This window comes from Methylobacterium sp. W2 (assembly GCF_020662345.1).
Taxonomy (GTDB): domain Bacteria; phylum Pseudomonadota; class Alphaproteobacteria; order Rhizobiales; family Beijerinckiaceae; genus Methylobacterium.
In genome coordinates this window covers 77847-102355 of the sequence record NZ_VMOA01000016.1, presented here as the reverse complement: position 1 = coordinate 102355, position 24509 = coordinate 77847, and the positions used below count along the sequence as shown (strand labels likewise).

General features: G+C 67.7%; 20 protein-coding genes. 11 read left to right on the top strand and 9 right to left on the bottom strand.

Annotated elements, in window-relative coordinates; genetic code table 11:
• Positions 1-42: 42 nt before the first annotated feature.
• A complete protein-coding gene (locus FPV16_RS11425) occupies positions 43-675 on the bottom strand; it encodes an SCO family protein (RefSeq protein ID WP_413629267.1) in 633 nt (210 codons plus the stop codon).
• A complete protein-coding gene (locus FPV16_RS11420) occupies positions 668-1786 on the bottom strand; it encodes an MBL fold metallo-hydrolase (protein ID WP_227438307.1) in 1119 nt (372 codons plus the stop codon). Before FPV16_RS11420 ends, FPV16_RS11425 begins: the two co-directional genes overlap by 8 nt.
• A gap of 459 nt (positions 1787-2245) precedes the next feature.
• Here FPV16_RS11420 and FPV16_RS11415 point away from each other — a divergent pair, with 459 nt between their 5' ends.
• The 5 genes from FPV16_RS11415 (at position 2246) to FPV16_RS11395 (ending at position 6465) form a co-directional block, all read left to right on the top strand.
• Entirely contained in the window at positions 2246-2791 is a 546-nt protein-coding gene (locus FPV16_RS11415; RefSeq protein ID WP_227438306.1) for an OsmC family protein, read from the top strand.
• An 18-nt stretch (positions 2792-2809) separates the two neighbouring features.
• The gene (locus FPV16_RS11410) at positions 2810-3772 is read left to right on the top strand and encodes an aliphatic sulfonate ABC transporter substrate-binding protein (RefSeq protein ID WP_227438305.1); all 963 of its coding nucleotides are present in this window, start codon (positions 2810-2812) and stop codon (positions 3770-3772) included.
• Positions 3773-3966: 194 nt separating this feature from the next.
• Positions 3967-4686: an ABC transporter permease subunit gene (locus FPV16_RS11405; protein ID WP_227438322.1), complete on the top strand. Its 720-nt coding sequence runs from the start codon at positions 3967-3969 to the stop codon at positions 4684-4686.
• Positions 4683-5417: an ABC transporter ATP-binding protein gene (locus tag FPV16_RS11400; RefSeq protein WP_227438304.1), complete on the top strand. Its 735-nt coding sequence runs from the start codon at positions 4683-4685 to the stop codon at positions 5415-5417. The genes FPV16_RS11405 and FPV16_RS11400 overlap by 4 nt, the downstream gene beginning before the upstream one ends.
• 34 nt (positions 5418-5451) lie before the next feature.
• The gene (locus tag FPV16_RS11395) at positions 5452-6465 is read left to right on the top strand and encodes an NrtA/SsuA/CpmA family ABC transporter substrate-binding protein (RefSeq protein ID WP_227438303.1); all 1014 of its coding nucleotides are present in this window, start codon (positions 5452-5454) and stop codon (positions 6463-6465) included.
• Positions 6466-6594: 129 nt separating this feature from the next.
• On the opposite strand, the gene FPV16_RS11390 is transcribed toward FPV16_RS11395, so the two are convergent.
• The 3 genes from FPV16_RS11390 to FPV16_RS11380 all read right to left on the bottom strand — a co-directional run bounded on the left by FPV16_RS11390 (position 6595) and on the right by FPV16_RS11380 (position 9799).
• Positions 6595-7392 carry an ABC transporter ATP-binding protein gene (locus FPV16_RS11390; protein WP_227438321.1) on the bottom strand — a complete coding sequence of 266 codons (798 nt, stop codon included), beginning with the start codon at positions 7390-7392 and terminating at the stop codon, positions 6595-6597.
• 77 nt (positions 7393-7469) lie between these two features.
• Positions 7470-8327: an ABC transporter permease gene (locus tag FPV16_RS11385; RefSeq protein ID WP_227438302.1), complete on the bottom strand. Its 858-nt coding sequence runs from the start codon at positions 8325-8327 to the stop codon at positions 7470-7472.
• Positions 8324-9799 (bottom strand): ABC transporter substrate-binding protein, encoded by a 1476-nt coding sequence (locus FPV16_RS11380; RefSeq protein ID WP_227438301.1) that lies wholly within the window; start codon positions 9797-9799, stop codon positions 8324-8326. The genes FPV16_RS11385 and FPV16_RS11380 overlap by 4 nt, the downstream gene beginning before the upstream one ends.
• A gap of 344 nt (positions 9800-10143) precedes the next feature.
• Between FPV16_RS11380 and FPV16_RS11375 the strand changes: the two genes are divergently transcribed.
• Positions 10144-10908, top strand: a complete 765-nt coding sequence (locus tag FPV16_RS11375) for a Crp/Fnr family transcriptional regulator (protein ID WP_227438300.1) — start codon at positions 10144-10146, stop codon at positions 10906-10908.
• Positions 10909-11065: 157 nt separating this feature from the next.
• On the opposite strand, the gene FPV16_RS11370 is transcribed toward FPV16_RS11375, so the two are convergent.
• The 4 genes from FPV16_RS11370 to FPV16_RS11355 all read right to left on the bottom strand — a co-directional run bounded on the left by FPV16_RS11370 (position 11066) and on the right by FPV16_RS11355 (position 18282).
• Positions 11066-14113, bottom strand: coding sequence for a M10 family metallopeptidase (locus tag FPV16_RS11370; RefSeq protein WP_227438299.1), 3048 nt, complete (start codon positions 14111-14113; stop codon positions 11066-11068).
• Between the two features lie 319 nt (positions 14114-14432).
• Positions 14433-15878, bottom strand: coding sequence for a phosphomannomutase (locus FPV16_RS11365; protein ID WP_227438298.1), 1446 nt, complete (start codon positions 15876-15878; stop codon positions 14433-14435).
• A 283-nt stretch (positions 15879-16161) separates the two neighbouring features.
• Positions 16162-16725: a helix-turn-helix transcriptional regulator gene (locus tag FPV16_RS26280; RefSeq protein ID WP_227438297.1), complete on the bottom strand. Its 564-nt coding sequence runs from the start codon at positions 16723-16725 to the stop codon at positions 16162-16164.
• Positions 16726-17313: 588 nt separating this feature from the next.
• Positions 17314-18282 carry a LysR family transcriptional regulator gene (locus tag FPV16_RS11355; protein ID WP_227438296.1) on the bottom strand — a complete coding sequence of 323 codons (969 nt, stop codon included), beginning with the start codon at positions 18280-18282 and terminating at the stop codon, positions 17314-17316.
• Positions 18283-18424: 142 nt separating this feature from the next.
• Here FPV16_RS11355 and FPV16_RS11350 point away from each other — a divergent pair, with 142 nt between their 5' ends.
• From FPV16_RS11350 to FPV16_RS11330, 5 genes are all read left to right on the top strand, one after another.
• Positions 18425-19447, top strand: coding sequence for a carbon-nitrogen hydrolase family protein (locus FPV16_RS11350; protein ID WP_227438295.1), 1023 nt, complete (start codon positions 18425-18427; stop codon positions 19445-19447).
• A gap of 92 nt (positions 19448-19539) precedes the next feature.
• Positions 19540-20853 (top strand): substrate-binding protein, encoded by a 1314-nt coding sequence (locus FPV16_RS11345; protein WP_227438294.1) that lies wholly within the window; start codon positions 19540-19542, stop codon positions 20851-20853.
• An 11-nt stretch (positions 20854-20864) separates the two neighbouring features.
• Complete coding sequence (locus FPV16_RS11340) at positions 20865-21740, top strand: branched-chain amino acid ABC transporter permease (RefSeq protein ID WP_227438293.1); 876 nt, start codon at positions 20865-20867, stop codon at positions 21738-21740.
• Entirely contained in the window at positions 21740-23656 is a 1917-nt protein-coding gene (locus FPV16_RS11335) for an ABC transporter permease subunit (RefSeq protein WP_227438292.1), read from the top strand. Before FPV16_RS11340 ends, FPV16_RS11335 begins: the two co-directional genes overlap by 1 nt.
• Positions 23643-24347: an ABC transporter ATP-binding protein gene (locus FPV16_RS11330; RefSeq protein ID WP_027173895.1), complete on the top strand. Its 705-nt coding sequence runs from the start codon at positions 23643-23645 to the stop codon at positions 24345-24347. The genes FPV16_RS11335 and FPV16_RS11330 overlap by 14 nt, the downstream gene beginning before the upstream one ends.
• The last annotated feature ends 162 nt before the right edge of the window (positions 24348-24509 follow it).

Here is a 24509-nt window from a genome sequence, read left to right as displayed (position 1 = left end):
CGGCGCGGCGGTGGTCGTCCACCGGACCTCGATGACCCTGACCTATGGGGCAGGGTCACCGAGACGGGGTATGAGATGCGGCCGGATGATCGTGAGCATCCGCTCGGCCGAGGTGCCCGGCGGGAAGAAGCCGAGATAGGCCCCCGACCGGTCCATCAGGTAGATGAAGGCCGAGTGGTCGATCGTCCTGTCACCATTCGCCCCCGTCCCCGTCTCGAAGAACACCCGGTAGGCATCGGCCGCCGCGCGGATCGCCGCCGGTTCGCCCGTCAGGCCGACGAGCCGGGGTGAGAAGTTCGGCACGTATTCGGCGAGATGCGCGACGGTGTCCCGTTCCGGATCGAGGGTGATGAACAGCGGCTGGACCGTCTCGGCCTCCGCGCCCAGCAGGGTGAGGGCGCGGGCGATCTCCATGAGGTCGGTCGGGCAGATGTCGGGACACGAAGTATAGCCGAAATAGACGAGGAGGAGCTTGCCGCGAAAGTCGGCCTCCGTGCGCCTGTGCCCCGCGTGATCGACGAGGCTGAAGGGCCCGCCCACCGGCTCGCGGTTCCACATCAGCACGTCCATCAGCTCCGCCGCCGAGCGTCGCGCCGGCTCCGCGCCCCTGGCCGGCACCATGGGTTGCGCGGCCAGGAGCGACAGGAGCAGCGCCCCGGCTTTGGACCTACGCACCGAAGGTGAGACGGCTGCCCGTGGTCGGCACGATCACGTTGGCGGGCATCTGCGCCTGGGCTTCCAGCGCGAAGTTGAGGCCGCTGCAATGCATTGGGATCACCACGTCGGGGTCGAGTTTCCGGATCTCGGCGACGATCTGGGTGAGATAATCCTTCGGCGCCGGCCCGAGATGGAACCCGCCGACGATGGCGTGGACCTTCTCGACGCTCGAGACGGCCTGCGCCTGCCGTACCGAATTGACGATCCCCACATGGCCGCAGGAGCTGATCACGACGAGGCCCTTGCCCTTCACGTTGAAGCAGGTGGCGTGTTCGTGGACATGCTCGTCGGGGATGATCTGCCCTTGCAGTTCGGCCGCCGAATAATGGGTGGCATCGCAGCCGAGACCGTCCTTGATCCCGCGTTCCACGAAGGTGTTGGGCAGGATGCGCTCGATGGAGGAGCGCTTGATCTGGCCCGTGGTGAAGGCGTGCCCCGCCACCACGGTCGGCGTCTCGCACAGGACGGTCCTGATCTTCTGCGCCGTCAGCTCGCGCCGGTCGAGCTGACCGAAATCCGTGAACTGCCCCTGCACCTTGCTCGGGCTGACCCGGTGGCAGAAATTGTCCTCGCCACCGGCATAGAGCGTCAGATCGGCGGGGAGCGAGGCGCGGTACTTGTCCAGGAAGCCGTTGAGGCCGCCGTAATGGTCGTGATGGCCGTGGCTGACGATGAGGGCGTCGATCTTGGACGGGTCGACCTGCAGGATCTCGATATTGTTCAGGAGCGCGTCGGGGCTGTAGCCGAAATCGAGCAGGATCGTCCGCGCTTCGTCCGCGCGCTGCGATTCCACGAACAGCGACAGGCCCCATTGGTTGTGCAGGACCTTGCGGTAGTCGCTGCCGCGCCCGTTGCCGGGCGGCTGGTGGACGACGCCCTGTACCGTCGCCGGCTTGAGGAACTGGTCGTGGGAGGAATCGATCAGCACGCGCAAGGTGAGCCTGTCCACCGTCGGCACCTCGATCGCCGCGGCATTCGCGATCTCGATGCAGGAGAACCCCGCGGTCGCGCTGGCGGCAAAGGCCGCCGAGGCCCTCAGAAAGCTGCGCCTGTCGATCTCTCCGGCCATGCCATCCTCCCCGACGCCGACGCGTCGCATGTCTCACGATGGTGTCGTTATAGCCGAGCTCGCCCTGACTGGTATGCTGTATTTCTGCGACGGCGAAGGTCTTCGTTCTGTATTCGGCGACAGGCCTGGAATTCTATTCCCTCGTGGTGTCGATCCCGTTGCATGAGCGACGCTCCACCCTCGACAGGGGGCCTGGCCCGCACGTCGCATGCGCCCCGGCTCCCCCTTGGACGGTAGGAGTGCCCCGTGTCCCGCCTGCCAGAGGAGAGCCATGCACTCCGATGCGGCGCAGCCCCAGGGCGAAGGCAAGGAAAAGCCATCACGCACGCCTAAGTCAGAATAGCCTTCCCGCCTTTGCAAGAACAACGGAAGCTCATTCTGTCGCCGTCGGACTATACAAGCGTCTTCACAAGACGAATCCGGGGCTGCCTGGTTCATCATCGACGAGGCGGCGGGCCGATGGGCGACATAGACTCGTATCTCGAGGCGAAGCGTCGTGCCCTCGACCTCCGCACGAAGCGCATTCGCGAAGGCAAGGTCTCCGCCGTATCCCTGGCGGCGCGCGCGACGGTGGAAGGCGGCAGCGGCGTGCGCCGGATCGGAATCCGCCGGCACGCGATCGTCAGCGATAGCGGCCCCGATCTCGCCGGCTTCGATCTCGGACCGAGTTCGCCCGAGCTGCAGCTTGGGGTCCTTGGGTCATGCCTCGCGCATACGGTGCTGATCCAGGCCGCGCTTCACGACGTGCCGATCACGTCGCTGGAGGTCGAGGTCTCGGGCACCTTCGATCCCCGTGCCGGCGCGGAGGGGTACGGGGACGTCCCCGTCCATCCGCACGACCTGTCCTACGAGGTGCGCCTCGATTCACCGGCCGATCCGGCCCGGATCGCGGCGCTTCATGCGCGGGTCGAGAAAGCCTGCCCCATCCTCAACCTCTTGCGCCTGCCTCAGGGCGTGAGCGGCCGCTTCACCGATGCCGCACCGGTTCGCCGGGCGGATGCCTGACTTAAGGGAGATCAATCCGTGACGATCACCAGACGCCGCGTGCCGAGCCTGCTCCTCGCGCTCGGAGCCAGCTTCGCCGCCCTCACCGGCGCCGTTGCCGAGGAGGCCGCGCCGAAGGAGTTCCGGATCGGCTACCAGAAGATCGGCCTCATCGTCGTCGCCCGGCAACAGGGGGTGATCGAGAAGCGCCTGGCCGCGCAGGGCACCAGGGTGCAGTGGGTCGAGTTCCAGGCCGGGCCTCCCCTGCTCGAAGCCCTGAGCGCGGGCAGCATCGATTTCGGCTATACCGGCGACGCGCCGCCGATCTTCTCGCAGTCGGCGGGCGGCAACCTCGTCTATGTCAGCGCCGCGGCGCCCTCCGGCGACGGCGAGGCGATCCTGGTCAAGGAGGCTTCGCCGATCCGGTCGGTCGCCGACCTGAAGGGCAAGAAGGTCGCGTTCGGTCGCGGCACGAGTGCGCACAACCTCATCATCGCCGCCCTTGAGAAGGCCGGCCTGACCTTCGCGGACATCACGCCCGCCTATTTGACGCCGGCGGATGCCGGCTCGGCCTTCGCCAACGACAGCGTCGACGCGTGGTCGATCTGGGACCCCTACTTCGCTGTGGCGCAGGCGCGGAGCAAGACCAGGGTTCTGGCGACCTCCGGCCAGACCCTCGACGTGTCGGCCTATTTCCTGGCGAACAGAACCTTCGCCGACAAGCATCCGGGCGTCATCGTCCATGCCTTGTCGGGCCTCACCGAGGCGGCCGCCTGGGCCGACGGGCACCGTGACGCGGTGGCCAAGGCGCTGAACGCCGTGACGGGCATCCCCTACGAGATCCAGAAGGTCGCGGCGGACCGCACCCAGTTCGGGGTCCGGCCCCTCACCGACGCGATCCTGTCGGGGCAACAGGCGACGGCCGACCGCTTCCACCGCCTCGGGCTCATCCCCCGCGCCATCCAGGTGCGCGACGCCGTCTGGACCCCGCCGCGCACCTGATCCCGCAAGCCCGGAGCCCCACCATCGTGACCACCCTCGACCCCCTCGCGAGTCTGTCCCTGCCGGGAGCGGGCGTCCCGCCCCGGCGGGTGCTGCCCAAGGCCGTCTCCCCCTCCCCCTCGCGTCACACGGCCGGGTCCGGGCTCGGCCCCTACCGACTCTTCGTCGTCTCGTGGCTCGCCCCCGTCGCCCTCGTGGTGGTCTGGGAAGTCCTCGCCCGTGCCGGCTGGATCTCGCCGCAGGTGCTTCCGGCGCCGAGCAAGGTCCTCACGACCGCCTGGAAGCTGACGCTGAACGGTTCGCTGCTCCTCGATCTCGGCACCAGTCTTCTGCGCGCGGCGGTCGGCTTCGCCATCGGCGGCGGCATCGGTTTCGCGCTCGGCACCCTGGTCGGGTTTTCCCGTCTCGCGGAGGCGGCCATCGACCGGAGCGTCCAGATGATCCGCGCCATCCCGTTCCTCGCCCTGCTGCCCCTGGTCATCGTCTGGTTCGGCGTCGGCGAGAGCCAGAAGATCTTCCTCGTCGCGCTGGGGGTCGCCTTTCCGATCTACATCAACACCGTGCTCGGCATCCGGCAGGTGGACCCTAAGCTCGTCGAACTCGGCCGGGTTCGTAACCTAGGCCCGATCCAGCTGATCCGCCGCATCATCCTGCCCGGCGCCCTGCCCTCGATCCTCACGGGCGTCCGTTACGCCCTGGCGACGGCCTGGCTGGCCCTGGTGGTGGCCGAGACGATCGGCGCGCAATCCGGCCTCGGCTTCCTCGCGATGGATGCCCGCGAGTTCCTGCGCACCGACGTGATCGTGCTTGCCATCGTGCTCTATGCGCTGATCGGGATCGCCGCCGATTCCATCGCCCGGCACCTGGAGCGCTCGCTCCTCGCCTGGCACCCGAATTACGGGGACCGCCGATGAGCCGCGCCCCTGCCGGGAGCGCCGTCGCCGCGTCCGCTCCCTCGCGTCCCGCCGTCGTCGTCACCGACCTCACCCGCGCCTACGGCCCGCGCGTCGTCATCGACGGCCTCAACCTCGTCATCGAGCGCGGTGAGTTCGTCGCCCTGCTGGGCGAGAGCGGTTGCGGCAAGACGACCCTGCTGCGGGCCCTGGCGGGGCTCGATCCCGTCGATCACGGCCGCATCGACGCGCCCGGAGAAGCCGCCGTCGTCTTCCAGGAGCATCGGCTGCTGCCGTGGGACAGCCTCTGGCGGAACGTCGCCCTCGGCCTGCCGGACCAGGGGGCTCGGGAGCGCGCCGCCGCCGCGCTCTCCCAGGTCGGGCTCGGACACCGCCTCGACGATTGGCCGCGCAATCTCTCCGGCGGTCAGGCCCAGCGCGTGGCCCTGGCCCGCGCGCTCGTGCAGGAGCCGGAACTGCTGCTGCTCGACGAGCCTTTCGCGGCGCTCGACGCCCTCACCCGCATCCGCATGCACGGGCTGGTCAAGGAACTCGTGGCCCGCCACCGGCCGGGCGTTCTCCTCGTCACCCACGATGTCGACGAAGCCATCTCGCTTGCCGACCGCGTGCTGGTGATGCGGGCGGGGATCATCGCCGCCGAGCACCGGCTCGACGGCTCCGGCGATCGGGCGGCCCTCCGCCTCCGCCTCCTCGCCGAACTCGGCGTTCACGCCGAATCCGAGCCAGCCTGAACTCTCCCTCGTAGTCGATCGGCCAGAGACTCCCATGACGACCTCCTTCCGCTCCCCGTCCTCCGGCCCCTCCCGCCGCCGTTTCCTCGAGACGTCCCTGCTCGGTGCCGGTGCCCTCGCCGGTGGTCTCGCGGGCCATTCGGCCGCCGCCGCCAGCGGCCGCACGACCGACACGCTGCGCCTGACCTGGGGCTATACCGGCCTCACCTTCATCGCCAAGGAGCGCGGCGAGTTGGTGAAGACGCTCGCCAGAGACGGGATCAAGGTGGAATGGGTCGGCCCGTTCCCCAACCACGCGCCGACCCTCCAGGCGGTCACCGGCGGCACCGCCGATTTCAGCTTCGGCGGCAGCACGACGCCGGCGCTCGCCGCCATCTCCGCCGGCTCGCCGCTGGTCTTCACCCAGTTCCTGATCTACAGCCCGCGCACCACCGCCATCATCGCCAAGGACGGGTCCGGCATCGACAAGGTTGAGGATCTCGTCGGCAAGTCGGTGGCCGTGAACCGGTCGGGGCTCGGCGAATTCCTGGTGGTGGCGGCGCTGGAGAAGCACGGCATCGACCGGTCCAAGGTCAAGTTCGTCTATCTCAACCCGCCCGATGCCGCCCCGGCGCTGGCCTCGGGCAAGGTCGATGCGTGGTCGATGTGGAGCCCCGGCGTCGACATCGCCCGCTTCGACTACCAGGCCCACGACATCTTCCTCGAAGAGCGCGACCTGCCCTTCCAGATCGATTTCACCTCCTACCTGACGCGCCGGGATTTCGTCGCCAAGAACCCCGATCTCGTCCGGGCCTTCCATGCGGCTCTGAAGAACGACGCCGATTGGGCATCCGCGAATACGGAAGAGGCCGAGCGCCTCACACAGGCCAAGGCAGGCTACAGCGACCGGGTGCGCGACCACTTCATCGGCCTGCGCAAGCAGTACAAGCTCTACGCGACCGACGACCAGGCCTTCCTGTCGGAGTTCCAGAAGGCGGCCGAATGGCTGGTCACGCGCAAGGTCTTGCCCGAGCCGGTGACCGTCACCGATCACCTCGTCCGGGTCTGACGGGATTTCTGTCCCGCGGCAGGCGTCGGTCCTCGCGGCCGGGGCCTGCCACGGGGGCACCGCGTGAAGTCCTTAGGATCGAGGGCATCGATGCGGCGCGAACGTGCCCGCCCCGGAGTCGGGGGTGGGTCAGACCATGCCCGTGGGAACGCCGATCGGTGTCAGGCGCGGCAGGGGCAGGCTGTTCCGGTCGGAATGCAGCAGCGTCAGGCAGTGATGCCTGAGTTTCGTGAAGCGCGGATCGGCGATCAGATCGCGCTGGCGTGGCCGCGCGAAGTCGATGGTGAGATCGTCGAGGATGCGCCCCGGCCGCGGCGTCATCACCAGGATGCGGTCGGCGAGGAAGATCGCCTCGTCGATGTCGTGGGTGACGAAGACGATCGTCGTGCGATGCTGGCTCCAGACCTTGAGGAGCAGCTCCTGCATCGTCATGCGGGTCTGGGCGTCCAGCGCGCCGAAGGGCTCGTCCATGAGGAGGACGCGGGGGCGGGTGATGAGCGCGCGGGCGATCTCGACGCGCTGCTGCATGCCGCCTGAGAGTTCCGCCGGATAACGGTCCTCGAAGCCGGCGAGCCCGACCTCGGCGATGAAATCCCGGGCCTGGTCCAGGCGTGCGCGTTTCGGGACGCCCTTCATCTTGAGACCGAAGGCGACGTTGTCGATGACGCTGCGCCAGGGGAACAGCGTGTGCTGCTGGAAGACGATGCCGCGATCGGGATGAGGGCCGGTGATGGCCGCCCCGTCGAGGCTGACGCGGCCGCGATGCAGGGTGAGATGCCCGGCCACCGCACCGAGCAGGGTCGACTTCCCGCAGCCCGAGGGACCCAGGAGACAGACGAACTGCTCGGGCGCTATGTCGAGATCGATGTTCTCCACCACATCGAAGGCGGCGGCCCCCCGGCCGAGGCGGATGACGCCGCCCGCCATGGCGACATGGCCGCCGGACGAGGCCACCGGCGCGATGCGTGAGGACGGCACCGGTGTCTCCAGCGCGATCGACCCGGTCATCGTTGCGCTCCCGCGCTGACCCAGGGCGTCATCAGCGCGCCGGCCTGTCGCACCAGCAGGCTGGACCCCATACCGAGCAGACCGATCAGCAGCATGCCGACGACGATGTCGTCGTAGTTCTGCAGCGTATAGGATTCCCATGTGAAGTAACCAATCCCGTACTGGCCCGAGATCATCTCCGCCGTCACGAGGCAGAACCATGCCGTCCCCATGCCGATGGCCGCCCCCGTGACGATGCTCGGCGTGGCACCCGGCAGGATCACCTCGCGCAGGATCGCGGCCCTGCCGGCGCCGAGGCTGCGGGCGGACGCGACGAGGCGCGGGTTGACGTTCTCGACGCCGTGAATGGTGTTGAGGAGGATGGGGAACAGCGCGCCCGTGAAGGTGATGAACGCCATCGACAGCTCGGATGACGGAAACATCAGGATCGCCAGGGGAATCCAGGCGACGGCGGGTATGGGGCGCAGCACTTCGAGGGGTGCCAGGAGCAGGTCGTTGGCCAGGCGGGAGCGGCCGATGGCCAGACCGAGGCCGATCCCGGCGGCCAGCGCCGCCAGGAAGCCCAGGAGGACCCGTGTCAGGCTGGCGCCCAGATGCGGCCACAGCGTCGGCGATCGAACGAGGGCCAGGGCCGCGCGCGCGGCCTCGGCCGGGCTCGGCACGTTGCGGAAGCTGATGAAGCCGAGATCGACCTTGCCGCTCGCGGCGAGATGCCAGAGGGCGAGGCTCGCCAGGAGGGACGCGGCCCGCAGGGCGATGCGCCGGCCGGGAAGCAGGCGCAGGGCCGCGAGCCGGGCCGGACCGCCCGCCCGCGCGCCCACCGGCGCGAGGGATGCCGCCGCGGAGGAACTCATCGGGCGCTCAACCGGGCGCCGCCGCTGCGCGCCCCCGCGAAATCGATGACCTCTCCGCCCTGGCGCGCGGCATGGGCCTCGGCGTCGCCCTTGAGTAGGAAGGCGTCGAGGCGCTTGTCCGCGTCGCGCACGAACCAGGCCTGGGTCGCCAGGAGCTTGATCCCCGATTGCCGGTCCTGGGCGTAAAAGGCACGGGCTTCGCGCCCCTCGCGGGTCAGGGCGGCCAGACCGGCGAAGGCCGCCTCCGGCGAGGCGTAGTGCCGGACCTTGGGCTCGCCCCGGACCCAGATCTGAGCGACGCGGGTCGGATCGGTGATCGGCTGCCCGGTCCCGGCATCGTCGGCCACCAGGGGCGCCTGCGCGTAATCCTTGAGGCGGACCTCGTAGTCCAGGCCGGCCTGGGCCGAGGCGGCGCGGATGAAGCGGTCATTGACGAACCGGTCGAGGTCGATGTCGGAATCGGCTTTCTTCAGGAGCTTCAGGGTCTCGAAGGAGGTCTTCACCGCCTGCCGGTATTCCGGCTTCCAGGTCACGTCCCGCGTCTGGAGGCCGAGGGGGCCGTGGAACAGGTAGGCGACTTCCGCCTCGATCCCGGTGATTTTCTCGATCAGCTCCGCATATTTCTCGGGCTCGGCGGCGATGAGACGGTCCGCCTCGATGCCGGCGCGGAGATAGGCCGTGACGATCTCAGGGTACTTCTCCGCGTAATCCGCATCGGCGAGGGCGCCGTGGAAGGTCGGGGCCCCGGCCTGCGAGCCGTCGTAGATCTTGCGGGCGAAGCCGCGCCAGGGGAACAGTTCGGCGAAGGGCACGAAGTCCGCATGGGCGTCGATCTTGTTGGCGAGCAGCGCCGAGCCGGCGACTTCGGGTGCCTGGGTGATGATCGTCACGTCCCGCGCCGGATCCCACCCCTGCGCTTGCACGGCACGGAGCAGGAGCCCGTGCGCCGTGGAGGCGAAGGGCACGGAGATGGTCTTGCCCTTCAGGTCGGCGAGGGACTGGACGGCGGATTCCTTGGGCACCACGATGCCGTTGCCGCTGCCCTTCACGCTGCCCGACAGCACGCTGATGAACAGGCTCCGGCGCCCGGCCTTGGCGAAGGCATAGCCGTTGAGGGAGCCGGGAAAGTCGGCCATGGCCCCGAGATCGAGCTTGCCCGCGACCATCTCGTTGGTCAGCGGCGCACCGCTGGTGAAGTTGCGCCATTCGATCGCGTAGGTCGCATCCTTGTACTTGCCGTCACGGGGCAGGAACTTCTCGAGAAGCTTCAGCTCGCGGATCAGCAGGCCGCCGGTGGCGCAGTTGATCGTGGTGTCCTGGGTGCCGACCGCGATGCGGATCGTCTCCGCCCGCGCCGCACTGCCGGCCGGAACGGTCAGAAGAAGCGCCGTCACCGCAAGGGCAAGAGGTCGGGCGAGAGGTCGGGCGAGAGGTCGGGCAGGAGGTCGGGCAAGCGGGCTGGACTGGATCACGCGACGGTCTCCATCGGACGGAACGGTCGCCACGATGCGGCGCCGGAGGCGGCTTCCGGTCGGCGTCTCGAAGCTTTGGCGACGCGCCCATTAAGCGGCGGTCGACCGCATCGCGGCGAGCAATTAATTTCATCCCGGTCGGATGTAGTGTGGAGGTACGAAGCTTTTCCGGCATGCCGGAAACAATATCTCTTTCGACATCAAGAATGAGGAGTTTCTGTTGTTGCGGAACCTTTCTTTGGAATTGCTCCAGGCGAAGACGGAGCGATAATCGCAGTGCGGCGTGATCCGGTGCGTCGCGGCCGATTCCCCGTCGTATCGATCGTTCGAGAGCGGTTCCCATCATGTCTTCGGCGGCTCTCGTACAGTCCGAAACCCGCAGGCCGGCGCCGCTTATCGCCAGCGCGCTCTTCCTCAGCGAGACCGTCGACGGCCTCGATGACGGCGCGAGCTTCCTCGACGGCCTGTCCGCGAGCGAGATCGCCCGCGTGCGGGCGGCGGGGCGCTCGCTGACCCTCGCCCCCGGCGACAGCGTCTTCACGCAAGGAGCTCCCCATGCCGGCATCTTCCTGATCGAGGAGGGGCGTGTCCGGGTCTTCTATTCCGGCCCGTCCGGGCGGCAGGTGACCCTCGCCTATTGGACGCCGGGGCATTTCATCGGCGGACCGAGCATCTATGGCGGCGGCTCCCACCAATGGTCCGGCATCGCCATCGAACCGGTGCGCGTCACCGTCCTGTCGAGCGCGACCCTGCGCAGCCTGATCCGCCAGATGCCCGACTTCGCCCTCTGCCTGATCGCGGCGCTGGAAGCCAAGGGACGCTGCTACACCGCGATGGCGCAGATGCTCGGCACCCGCTCGGTGATCGAGCGGCTGGCGCAACTCCTGCTCAATCTCGGCGATCTGTATGGGACAAACGAGGGCGGCACGGTGGTGATCCACCGCCGCATCACCCATGACGAGATCGCCGCCCTCGTCGGCTCCACCCGGCAATGGGTGACGATGATGCTCAAGCGCTTCCAGCAGGACGGGATCGTGGCGGTCGACAAGGCGCATATCCGCCTGCTGCGACCGGGGCGGCTGCAGGAGATCGTGCTGACCGAGGGCTGACGCCGCGGCCCGGCGCGGGCGATCGCCGGGCCGTATGGATCGTCGCCCGAGGGGGCCGGCGGGGTGCGCCGGCCAAGTCCCATCCCGGCCTCCACCGCGCAGGACGGCGCCGGCCCTTGGTTCAGACCACGAACTTGGCTCAAACCACGAACTTGGCTCAGACCACGAAGATGTCGAGGTGGCCGAGATCCGCCTTGTTGGTCAGGACGGCGAAGCGCACCGCATCGGCGGCGCCGCTGCCATCCGCATCGTAGGACAGCGCGCCCGTGTCCTGGTCGTAGAGGATACGGTCGTCGGCATCGAGCCCGGCGCCCGTGACGCCCAGATCCTTGAATGCGCCAGCGGCGAGGCGACCGGGTGCCAGCGCCGCGAAGATGGCGTCGTCCAGCCGGATGCGGTCCTCGCCTAGGGTGAAATCGGTGATGCGGTCGACATTGCTCGCCCCGAGCGTGGTCGAGAAGGCGAAGACGTCGTGGCCGCCCAGGCCCCTCGCTACGTCGGACCCCAATCCACCATCGAGGGTGTTGGCGCCCTCATTGCCACGCAACAGGTTGTCGAACTCGTTCCCGACGAGGTTCAAACGGGTCGTGCCCGTGGAGACCGCGAGTTTCAGCACCTCGATCTCCTGCCCGGCGGCGAGGGCATAGCTCACTGACGCGACGACCGTGTCGCGACCCTCTCCACCCGTCTCGAAGACACGGTCGGCGTGCCGGTCGACGACATAGGTGTCGTTGCCGGCGCCGCCATGGAGACTGTCCGTGCCGCCCTTGCCGTTCAGGATGTTGTCGCCGGCATTGCCGCGCAGCACCTGGTTGATCTCGTTGCCCACGAGTTTGAGGGCATCGGTGGCGGTGGCGTCCCGTGCGGCCAGGAACTCGATCGACTGGCCGGTGCCGAGGGCGTAGCCGACCTCCGCGAAAACCCGGTCGTAGCCCTGGTGAGCCAGTTCGAAGACGCGGTCGGCCCTCGTGTCGACGATGTAGGTGTCTCCGCCTGTCAGGCCGTAGAGAAAATCGGAGCGGTCGCCTCCGTCGAGGAGGTTGGCGGCATCGTTGCCGACGATGGTGTCGCGCCCGCTTCCGCCGATGGCAGTCTCGATCACCGTACCCTGCGCGATGGAGAGGTTGTTCGTCAGGCCGGCGACGCTGCTGAAGGCCCCCGACCGGAGGTCCACGAAAGCAGCCTTCGCGAAACCCGACAGGTCCAGGGTATTGTGGCGGCCCTCGTTGTAGAGGGTCAGCACCGGCTGTCTGTTGAGGGCGAAATCGTAAATCTTCTCCAGGGGGCCGGTGATCGAACTGTTGAAGCCGTAGGTCTGGCCGCCCGAGAACGGCGTGTCGGCCTGCGACGCGGTACCGTACAGTTGCTGGATCGCCAGGATATCGAGTTGCATCAGCGACTGGCTGGATTTGCGGGTTTCGCCATCGGCGCGGCCCCAATCCGTGCCCGCGACCGCATCGTTCGCGCGGTACTTGGCGTCCTGCGCCTTGGTCCAGTCGATGTAGGACATGACCGACCATTCCCGGTCGTCATAGGCACTGAATTGCTGTGTCGCCGGATCGACCTCGCCGTTGTAACGGCCATCATGGCCGAGACCTAGCACATGGCCGATCTCGTGCACGATGGTCCCGAACCCGTATCCGGCGGCCTTGTGGAGGGAGCCCGACAGGTCGAACCCATGCTTGCTCGTATCGATCGAGACCACGACCTGACTCTGGGGCGTGCCCAGGGTGCGTCCGCTGCCCTCGGAACTCGTGTTGCTCGTGTCGGCCCGGCCATCATTCCCGCGATGGATCAGGACGTCGGCGGCCGTGCTCGACGAAGCCGCTACGAAGCGGACATCGGCTACGCCCGACCAAGTCGCGAAGGCCCGCAGGACGGTGGCCTGTTCGTTGGCGGAGAACGACGAGTCCGGATCGAAGGCATAGGTGATCGTCGCTCCGGTTCCGGCCGTAGGCGCCCCCCATTTATGCGCCGTCCTTCCCTCCCAGCCAGCGAAGCTCGTCTCCGTCAGCGTTCCGTCGGGCGAGAGCCCGTTGATGAAGGACACCTCCTCGGCCATCGTCGGAGAAACGGGAGCGCCGACGGTCTTGAAAGCGACGAGGCCATTATCGGCGTCGTAGACGTAACTGTGCTCGCGGAAGAAATGGGCTCCGGTGTTCATGAACGATTCCGAGCCATGGAAGGCGCGGTTCTCCCAGACGTTGGACGGAGTCTCCGCCCGCTCGTCCCCGAGGACGAAGCCGTAGCTGGTGGCCGCGCCGTTCGCGCCGGGAACGGTCACGGACAGCGTGCTGCCATCGGGCATCAGATGGCCGGGCTTCGTGATGCCGGGATAATGCACGAAGGCTTCCGGCGTGCCGGTGTCGAAGAGCAGGTCCATGCCGCTATGGACCGTGCCGTCGATCACGACGGTGCCGGTCGGCGAGAGCCAGTCCTGCGGGCTGCCCGCCAGCGGGGCCGAGGGCGCCTCGTCGAGACTCTGAACCGTCCAGCCTGCACCCTCGTCGGCGACGGACCAGCCGAGATGGATCCCTTGCCCATCGATCTTATAGCTGTGGGCCATCTCCCCGCTCTTCATCTCGGTGAGGTTCAGGACGGCGTTGTTCGCCGAAGTGAGCGTCGTGCCCACGACGTTCGTGGCGTAGCCGGTGTTGAACCCGATGCCGAGCATGTGCGTCTTGCTGTCACCGCCGCGAACGAGGGCGGTGACCGTCGTCGTCGGTACGCTGCCGTCCGGCAGGGTCGCATCGGGGAAGGCGAGGATCAGCGGAACCCAATGGCCGGATTCCACCGTGCCGTCGCTGCTGTATTCCAGGCTACCCTTTTGATATTGTGGGTAAAGCGTCCAGTCGATCGCACCGACCGCAGCCTCGACGAGGGCCTGCGGAAGCACGGTGGCCCAGGATCCCGTATCCACCTGGAACGTGCCGGTGGCGGGCGGCACCTCGACGCCGGTCATGTGGGTCGCGTCGGGGGTGGAATGCGTCGCGGGCAGGGTCTGGCTCAGGGCGGCGGGAACGGGTTGTCCGTCGGTCCCGGCGATGCCGACCACGGAGACATGAGCGAACATGCCGTTCTGAAGGCCCGCCGTCTCCAAGGGGCGGTATTGGGGTGGCGTGTTTCCGGTCTCTGCTCCCGGCGGGAGCGGCAACGCCGTATAGAGCGGGATGAGGACTTGGGAGTTCGGCGTCGGAATCGTCATCGTGCGGGCTTGGGACCGAAGTGAGTGCAAGGCCGACCCGCCCCCATGCCCGATATCGACGGGGCCGGAGCGTCAGCGAGCGAGTGGATCACCTCGGATCATCGAATGACTTCATGAAGAAACTCATTACTCACCCGCCGGAACGGGCCGGGTACCGAATGTGCCGCCGGCAACGGCTGCCCCGAAGGACGGCCGCCTCGCTGTCGCATGTCGGCGAGCCGACGCTCGATCGCTTGGGTCCCGATCCGACCGGACCAAGTCCCCAGCGGATCCCGCTTGGGAACGGAGCGATCCCAGGGGCAGGATCGGGCGCCCAAGCTCACCGAGCCGGCGCGAGACCCGCGCGGGCTCCGTCCTTCATGGCCGCCGCCGCCGAAGCCAGCCCCCAGCGAACCATCTCCTCCGCGTCGGCGGCGGTTCCCGCCTCCGCGTAGCAACGCAGCTCGGGCGCATTGCCGGATGCACGGAAGTGGATCGTGCGTCCCCCGTCGAGTTCGACCCTGACACCGTCCTGTTCATCCACGGCCTGCGGCGTGCCGAGCGGGCGGAAGAACTCCGCGCGGAACGCCTCCTGGCCGAGTTGGCGCAGCAACGCGCCACTCCGCTCCGCGGGCGTTTCGGGCAGGCGGTCGCTGGCGGTCTCGCCGACATTCAGGGAGACGACGAGTTCGGCGAGCGTCATGCCGGCGTCCCGTGCCGCCGCCAAGGTCGCCACGATCGGAAGGATCGCATCGCGCGTGGGCAGGGCCGAGAGGATCCTGTCGCCGACGCCAATGTCCGAACCGAGGAGGAATCCGCCATTGGCCTCGAAACCGACGACGGTCTTGGCTCCCTCACTCTCCGCGCGGCCCATCCCGGCAATGACGAACGGCGAGCCGACCTTGGTGCGCAGGACGCGCCGGAAACCGCCCGCATGCTCGATGGCCGACCCCGCCGTGACGGGGACGACCACCGTGTCGACGCCGAGATAGCGGGCGGTGATCAGCCCGAGCACATCTCCCCGGACGATCCGGCCGGCGGCGTCCGCGAGCAGAGGCCGGTCCGCGTCGCCATCGGTCGTTACCAGTGCGTCGAAGCCGCCCGATGCCATCGCGTCGTGGATGAACGCGATGTCCTCGGGGCGGTGGGCTTCCGTGTCGATGGGCACGAAACTGTCGGAGCGGCCGATGGCGACGATCTCGGCCCCGAGGGCGGCCAACACGTCGGCGAGGAGATCGCGCGCCACGGAACTCTGCTGATAGACCGCGATCCTCTGACCGGCCAGGATGGTGGACGGGAGGGCATCGGTGTAGCGCTGACGGTAGCGGTCGATCGCCCCCGGCTCCTGCGTGGCGGCATCGGCGGGCGGCATGTCGCCGACCTGAGAGATGTCGCCGAGGGCGGCGAGGATCGCGACCTCGTCGGTCTTCGTAATCTCGCCATCGGGCCGATAGAATTTCAGGCCGTTGCGATCCGACGGAATGTGGCTGCCGGTGACCATGACGGCGCAGGCCCCGCGACGGATGCCTTCGAGCGCGAGGGCCGGTGTCGGCAAGGCGCCGCAATCGAACACGGTAAAGCCGGCCCCGGCCGCGGCGGCGGCCACCGTCGCTGCGATCCCCTCGCTGCTGTCGCGCAAGTCCCGCCCGATCACGACGTCGCGGCTGCCGCCCGTCGTCGCGGCGATCGAACGGAAGAACGCGCTGGCATAGGCGTAGCTCGGCCATCCCACGAGGTCGGTCACCAATCCGCGCAGGCCACTGGTGCCGAATTTCAGACTGCTCATGAGCTTTCCACTTGCGATGGGCGCGACAGTGCGACGAGCTCCGCTTTTAGGTGGAGTATGCCGCCGCCTCAATCGGTTCCCGGCGGGGCGTCTCAGTCGATTTCAAGCGCCGCGGCGGATTGCCAAGCGGCCACCGGGCGTTCGGAGGACCACGCGAAACTCACCGTCCTCCCGTCCTCCCGTTCTCGCTCCGGCCACGACGGCGCAGCGGCAGCGTTGTGAGCGGTACTGAGTGTCGGGATGGCGCGACTTCGGGTCGGTCGGCGGCGGGGTGGATGCCGCGTCACGCAATCGCGGTGATTCGATGGAGAAGTGACATCAGATCGGATTGGCGCCGTGTCTGCGTCTTCGAAAAGATCGACGCCAGATGTGTCCGGACAGTCCACAGAGTGATGCGTTTGTCGGATGCGATTTCAGCCAGCGTCTTTCCGTAGCAGATCTGCTTGGCGATGCTGGATTCGGTCTGGGTAAGGCCGAACATCTTCTGCATGACTTCGTTGCTAGGGTCCGGGTTCTCGTTCAGATCGACAATCGTCACGAGCGTATGGCCGTAAGCGTCCGTCTCATCGCCGGCGGGCATGGCGTGAATGGCCAGGGAGCGCTTTCCCTGGCGCGGCACCATGATCCACGACTCGGACTTGTGCCGAAACCGTGTTCCACCCGCTTCGAGCACGTTCTTGAAACCGGCCCTCAGGTCTACTGACTTCGGCGTTTCGTCCTCGTTGAATTCCTGGATGGCCCGGATGGCCGCCTGATTGGATTCCACTACATCGCCGTCGGAATCCAGAAGCAGAGCGCCACAGCCCATGCGATCTAAAACGCCGAAGAAACGGCTGTTGATCGACACGATTTGCTCCCCAATACCACTTTGTTCGGTGTTGTCGTGTCAGAAGACTTCTACTTCTTCGGTGCCACCGAGACGGAGTAAGTCTGGCCTGCCTCGCGAGCGAGGGGGCCTGCAAGGCGACGTGACATCTCCAAGGTCCGCATCCTCTCATCCAGCCGTTTAAGCAGAAATCATGGCAGGGCGCCAAAAATTTCCAGCGCCGTGAACTCGTTCACACATGCCTTACAGCGATCGTTTCCACAACGAAACGAACATGTCCACAATTCTCACTCGGTCCGCTGGGCGATAGTCCAGATTACAGGGCGGGCTGATATTTTTCAGTCGCCATCTTAACTAATTGACCGACGTAGGAAATTTTCGATTTTCAACAGATCGGGGGGGCGCACTCGATCTCTGCTCAAGGGCTCTTCTCGGTTTGTCATCACTCATATGAGGGAGGCCGGCGGAATTTTATTTTGCGGGCCGCTCCCTCGGAGGCGTGATGGGACGCGCTTCCCCGCCGCCCGACCTCAAAGTTGTATTGTTCAATGTGACGACCGGCGCTCAGCTCCGTTGGGCGTGACGCCTCCGTCGCTCGAGCGGGCACGCTCATCCTGCGTAATTCGGCTCCTCCAGGGCAAGGGTGCGGAGGCAGGGAAGGGACGGTGACGGCATCCCGATCTGCAGCGAGGGATCGGCGCGGAACAGCCGCTTCAGGAACCCCGTCACCGCCTGGATGCGGGGGGAGAAGCGCAGGTCCGTATGCACGTTGAGCCAGAGATCGCGGCTGGTCGAGGCGGTCTCATGGAGCACGGGGACGAGGTCGTCGCGCCCGTTCACGGCGAAGCTCGGCAGGAGCACGAGGCCGAGACCGCCCGCGGCGGCGTTCTTTTGGGCGATCATGCTGTTGGAGTGGAACACGATGTGACGGTCGAGCACGACGTCGTCGAGCCAGCGGACGCAATCCACCTGGATGAGATCGCTGATGTAGGAGACGAAGGCGTGATGGCGCAGCTCGTCGACGCTGCGCGGCATGCCGGCCCGGGTAAGGTAGGCGGGGGCGCCGTAGAGGCCGAGCCGGAAGCGCCCCACCTGTTCGGAGACCAGCCCCTGGCCCGGCGGCTTGAAGAAACTCAGGAAGAGGTCGGCCTCGCGCCGGTTGACGTAGACGGTCTGGGACGAGGTGACGAGTTCCACCGCGAGATCCGGGTGGGTCTCGCGCAGGCGCACGAAGCGCTCGGCGAGGTAGAGGGAGGCGATGCCCTCCATCGTCGCGAGCCGAACCCGCCCGCTGGCCTGCGCCGCCGAGGGAGAAACCTCCTCGCCCATGGCGATGACCGCGCTCTCGACCCGCTCGGCATGCCCGAGGAGGCGCTGGCCCGGTTCACTCAGGCGAAGCCCCGACGGCACGCGCTCGAAAAGCGCGATGCCGAGCGCACTCTCCAGATGGGCGAGGCGGCGGCTCACCGTCGACTGATCGACCCTCAGGCGCTTGGCCGCCCCGGCGAGGCTGCCGCCCCTGGCGGCGTTGAGGAAGACCTTCAGGTCGTCCCAGTCGAGCAGATCGAGCGCAGCCATGGGAATCGTTTGGCAAGACTCGCGCCACGCCAGGCCATTCGGTCGCCGGCCGCGCCGAGCCCCTTCCGCAAGGCGCCTTGCAGATTTGCCCACTTCGCGCGCGGCGGGCGCCGGTTAGGCTGGTTCACGAAAGGGTCAGTCCATGCTTCCACGCTTCAAGGCCGCGGCCATCCACGCCGCCCCCGTCTTCCTCGACGCCGCCGCCACCACCGACAAGGCGGTGTCGTTGATCCACGAGGCGGCGCGGGCGGGGGCGGGTCTCGTCGCCTTCCCGGAGACCTTCATCCCGGCCTTTCCGGTCTGGGCGGCGCTCTCGGCTCCCATCGACAACCACGACCTCTTCGCCCTCATGGTGGAGCAATCCGTCCTCATCGATGGACCGGAGATCGGGCGCATCCGTCAGGCGGCGCAGAAGGCGGGGATCGTCGTGTCCCTGGGTCTCAGCGAGCGCTCGCCCGTGAGTGTCGGCTGCCTGTGGAACGCCAACCTCATCATCGGCGCGGATGGCGCGATCCTGAACCATCATCGCAAGCTGATGCCGACCTATTACGAGAAGCTCATCTGGGCTCCGGGCGACGGCGCCGGGCTGAAGGTGGTGGAGACCGGGATCGGGCGGATCGGCCAGCTCATCTGCGGCGAGAACACTAACCCGCTGGCGCGCTATGCCCTGATGGCGCAGGGCGAGCAGTTCCACATCTCGTCCTGGCCCCCGGTCTGGCCGACGCGGCGGCCGAAGGGGGGCGGCAATTACGACAATCTGGCGGCCAACCGCCTGCGGGCCAGCGCCCATTGCTTCGAGGCCAAGGTCTTCGGCCTCGTGACGGCGGGCATGCTGGACGCCAAGGCCTACGATTTCCTCGCCGCCCGCGATCCCGGCGCCGCCGACGTGCTCGACGCAACGCCGCGCGCCGCCTCGTTCTTCGTCGATCCCACGGGGGCGCAGATCGGCGAGGCGCTGCAGGACGAGGGGATCCTCTATGCGGAGATCGACCTCGATGCCTGCATCGAGCCCAAGCAGTTCCACGACGTGGTCGGCTATTACAACCGCTTCGATGTGTTCGACCTCGGCGTGAACCGCCAGCGGCTCGCACCCGCCCGGTTCCGCGACGGCCCGGAGCTTGCTGCCGCATCCGAGCCCCCGGCTCCGCCAGCGAACGGCCTGTAAGCGACCGAACCCGCGGAAGTCCGCTCCGATCCTTCGCCTCCGATCCTTCGCCCCCGATCCTTCGCCCCAACGACCCAGAATGGAGATGTGCCATGACCATCGATCGTCGCAAGCTCATCCTCGGAGGTGCCGCCGGACTGATGCTGCCGGATGTTCGCGCAGCCTTCGCCCAGAGTCCGGCACAGATCGGAACATTCCCGGGCGGCGTCGGCGCGGATTCGGTCTTCATCGGCCTCAACATGCCGCTCACCGGGGTCTTTTCCGGCGATGGCAGCGACCTGAAGCTCGGCTATGAACTCGCGATCGCGCAGATCAACGCGGGCGGCGAGATCCCCGCCGCCTGGGGGCTGAAGGGCAAGGGCGTCCTCGGCCGCCAGATCCGCCACAAGATCGCCGATACGGAGGGCAAGCCCAACGTGGCGGTCCAGGCCGCGACGCAGTTCATCCAGCGCGACAAGGCCATCATGTTCCAGGGCTCCGTCAGCAGCGCGGAGGCCATCGCCCTGGAAGAGCTCGCGAGCCGGGACAAGGTCCTCTACATGGTGGGCATCGCCGGCTCGAACGATGTCACCGGCAAGAACTGCCAGCGCTACGGCTTCCGCTCGCAGCAGAACGCCTACATGGCTGCCAAGGCCCTCGCCCCCGTCGTCGCCAAGGCGCTCGGCAAGAAGCTCAAGGCCGCCTTCCTCGTTCCCGACTACACCTACGGCCAGACGGTCTATGAGTCCTTCTCCAAGTTCTCGAAGGAGCAGGGCTGGACGCAGGTCCTGAAGGAGACGGTCCCCCTGGGGACGGCCGATTACAGCTCGGCGCTTCTCAACATCGCCAACAGCGGCGCCGACGTCTTCGTCAATATCTGCTTCGGCTCGGATGCCGTGGCCTCCACGAAGCAGGCCGAGCAGTTCGGCGTCCTGTCGAGCATGAAGCTCGTGGTGCCGAACCTGTCCTCGTTCCAGGACAAGGAAGTCGGCCCGGAGCTGATGCAGGGCGTCTACGGCTCCTGCGATTTCTGGTGGACGCTGGAGGACCGCTTCCCCCTCGCCAAGACGTTCGTGGAGGCCTTCCTCGCCCGGAACGCCTATCGCCCGCGCTGGGGCGCCCACATCGCCTACATGCAGACCTATCTCTGGGCGCTCTCGGTGGAGAGGGCGGGTGGTTTCAACCCGGTCGACATCATCAAGGTGATGGAGGGCTCGAAGGCGCAGCCCTACGAGACCACGATCGGCCGCGTCTATTTCCGCGCCGAGGACCACCAGATGGTCCGCCCGATCCCGATCCTGCGCGGCAAGGCGCCCTCGGCCATGAAGGGGCCGGAGGATTTCTACGAGGTCGTCGACCTCGTGGACGGCGAGACCGTGATGAACCCGCCCGATCTGTTCGGGTGCAAGCTCGGCCCCTACAGCTGAGGCGCGCCATCATGCCCAGCACCGCCGTCCTCCTCTCCCAGGCCTTCAACGGCCTCGCCCTCGGCAGCCTCCTGGCTCTCGTTTCCAGCGGGCTCACCATCATTCTCGGGACGCTCGGCGTCCTGAATTTCGCCCATGGCGCGCTGTTCGCTGTCGGCGCCTACACGGCCTTCGTGATGATGCAGGCCACGCACTCCTTCGTGCTCGCCATGCTCGGCGGCTGCGCCATCATGCTCATCATCGGTTTCACGATGGAGCGGCTCGTCATCCGCCACTTCTATGCCCGGCCGGACGAGGACCAGATCCTCGTGACCTACGGGATCGGCATCGTCCTGGTGGAGGGATTGCGGGCCGGCTTCGGCGGCAACAGCCAGCGGGTTCCGGTGCCGTCCTGGGGCACCGGCGCGACGAAACTCGGCTTCATGGTCTACCCGACCTACCGCCTGCAGCTCATCGGCATCATCGCGGCGCTTCTCGTCGGCCTCTACCTCGTGCTCTACCGGACCTCGATCGGCCTCGTGGTGCGGGCCGGCATCGAGAATGCCGGCATGGTCGGCATTCTCGGCATCGACGTGCGGCGGACCTTCCTGCTCGTGTTCGCGGTGGGCATCGTCGCCGTCGGGCTCGCCGGCATGCTCTATGCCCCCGTGGTGGCGGTGACGCCCGACATGGGCGCGAGCTTCATGGTGCAGTCCTTCGTGGTCATCGTGCTCGGCGGCCTCGGGTCGTTTCCCGGCGCCATCGTCGGCGGCCTCATCGCGGGCGAGATCATCAGCCTCACCAGCGCCTTCGATTCCGCCTACTCGGAAGTGATGCTCTACGGCCTGATGGCCCTCGTCCTCGTGGCGCGGCCGCAGGGCCTGTTCGGCACGGAGGGACGCGTCTGATGACACGCGGCCCCCTCCGGGCGCTGTTGCCCGAGCTCGCCCTCTTCGTCGTTCTCATCGCCGCCCCCGTCCTCCTGCCCCCGCTCGGCTTCTCCCACGACCTGCTGTCGCGGGCGCTGAACTGGGCCCTGTTCGGCCTCGGCTTCGACATCCTCTTCGGGCTCGCCGGTCTGCTCTCCTTCGGGCAGGCGGCCTTCTACGGGGCCGGCGGTTTCGTCGCCGCCTACCTGCTGGTCTCGGGGACGATCCAGAGCGTCTGGCTCGCCTTCCTCATCGGCACGCTGGCCGCCGGCCTGTTCGGCATCGCCGTCGGCTGGCTTGCCGTGCGGCGGATCGGCATCTACTTCGCGATGATCACCCTGGCCTTCGGCCAGATGGCTTACTTCATCCAGAACTCGTCGCTGTCGGATTACACGGGCGGCGAGAACGGCATCGCCGGGGTGCCCGTGCCGGTGATCGGCTTCGGCGACGGCGCCATCCGGATCACGGCGGGCCTGCCGATGTATGCGCTCCTGGCCGCCGCCTTCTTCCTCGGCTTCGTGCTGGCCCGGCGCATCGTGCGGTCGCCGGTGGGCCTGATCCTGAAGGCCATCAAGGAGAATACGCCCCGCGTGGCCATGCTCGGGCACGACGTCCCCGCCTACAAGCTCGCGGCCTTCACCATCGCGGCGCTCTATGCGGGCCTCGCCGGAGCGATGCTCGGCTCCTTCCAGAGCTACATGCCGCCGGACGCCTTCGCGCTGGAGACGTCGGGCCAGCTCGTGGTGCAGACGATCGTCGGCGGGGTCGGCACCCTCGTCGGCCCCCTGGTGGGGGCGGCGCTCTGGCTGTGGCTGCGCGACAACCTTCAGCTCATCCCCGGCCTGGGCCCTCTCTGGAAGCTTATTCTCGGAATCGCCTTCATCGGTCTCGTGATGGGCCTGCGCCGCGGCATCTGCGGCGAGATCCTGCATCGCTGGGAGCAGCGGCGCGACGCGGCGCTCCTGCGCGCCGCCGAGGCCCGCACCGAGGCGATCGAGGCGACGACCGGAGCCCTCACTCCCGAAATCCCGGCCGAGGTTGCGCTGCCCATGCCCCGGCCGGCCATCGACGGCCGCGCGTCGCATGCGGAGATCGCCCTGGAGGCCCAGGATCTCGCCCGGCATTACGGAGGCCTGAAGGCCGTGGACGGGGTCAGCTTCCGGGTCCGGCGAGGATCGATCCATGCGGTGATCGGCCCGAACGGCGCCGGCAAGAGCACCCTCTTCAAGATGCTCTCCGACGAGGTGAGCCCGAGCGCCGGTTCGGTCCTGCTGTTCGGCGAACGGCTCACGGGGGCGGGGGTGACCCGTGCCACGCAGCTCGGCGTCGCCAAGAGCAACCAGCTCAACCAGCTCTTCCTCAACCTGACGGTGCGGGAGAACCTGCGGGTGGCCGCCCTCGCCCGGGCGCGCGGCAGGTTCCGCCTCGATCTCCTCGCCCCCTCGGTGGGTCGGGCGGAGGTGGAGGAGCAGGTGGAGACCATGCTGGCCATCCTCGATCTCGGCCTGCGGGCGGAAACCCGCGCCAGCATCCTGGCCTATGGCGAGAAGCGCCGCCTCGAGATCGGGATGGCGCTGGCGACCAGCCCCAACGTCCTCCTCCTCGACGAACCGCTCGCCGGGATGAGTCCCTCCGAGCGGGTCGCGACCTGCGCGCTGATCCGGCGGATCGGACGCTCCTGCACGATCCTCATCGTCGAACACGATCTCGATGCCGTCTTCGACCTCGCCGAGCAGGTCACCGTCCTCAGCGACGGGCACCTCCTCGCGGATGGACCGGCCGAGGAGGTGCGCCGCGATCCCGCCGTGCGCAAAGCCTATCTCGGTACGGGACCGGAGGAGGACGAGACCGGCGAGTCCACTCGCATCCGGGGAGCCATGAATGAGCCTGCTTGAGGTCGAGACCATCAACACGCTCTACGGGGATTCACACGTCCTGTTCGACGTGTCGCTCCGGGTCGAGGAGAACGAGGTCGTGGCGCTGCTCGGCCGCAACGGCGCGGGCAAGACGACGACGCTCCGGACGCTGATGGGCGCCCTGTCTCCCCGCAGCGGAACGATCCGCCTCGACGGCAAGCCGATCCACGGCTTGCGGCCCGAGAAGATCGCCCGCGTCGGGATGCAGCTCGTGCCGGAGGAGCGCGCCATCTTCGGCACCCTCACGGTGGAGGAGAACCTGCGCGTCGCCCGCCTGACCGCGCAGAAGCCATGGTCCCTCGACCGGATCTGGGAGGTTTTTCCGCGATTGAAGGAACGCCGGACGTCGCGGGGGCGCACCTTGTCCGGCGGTGAGCAGCAGATGCTCTCGATCGCCCGGGCGCTCATCCGCGATCCCCGGATCATCCTCCTCGACGAACCGTTCGAGGGCCTGGCACCCCTCATCGTCCAGGACCTGATCGCCCTCACGCGCCGCCTCGCGCAGGAAGGCCGGACGATCGTCGTGGTGGAACAGAACGTGGCGGCGGTGCTGAGCTTCGCCCAGCGGGTCTACGGCTTCAACAACGGCCACGTCGTCTATGAGGGGCAGGCCGCCGATCTCCGCGCCGATGCCGCGCCGATGCGGGCCTTCATGGGCCTCGCTGCCTAGAGCGTCTGTCCCGGATGCGGGTTGCGGCTGACCGGCCGGACGACGCGGCATGGGTGGGGAGCACGATGAATCGCCTCGACAGGGCCTTTGCGCCCTGAGATAAGCCCCCGGCGGTCGCTGGATGACGAGGCGTTTTAAGTCTTTGTCGCCGCTTTGCATTTT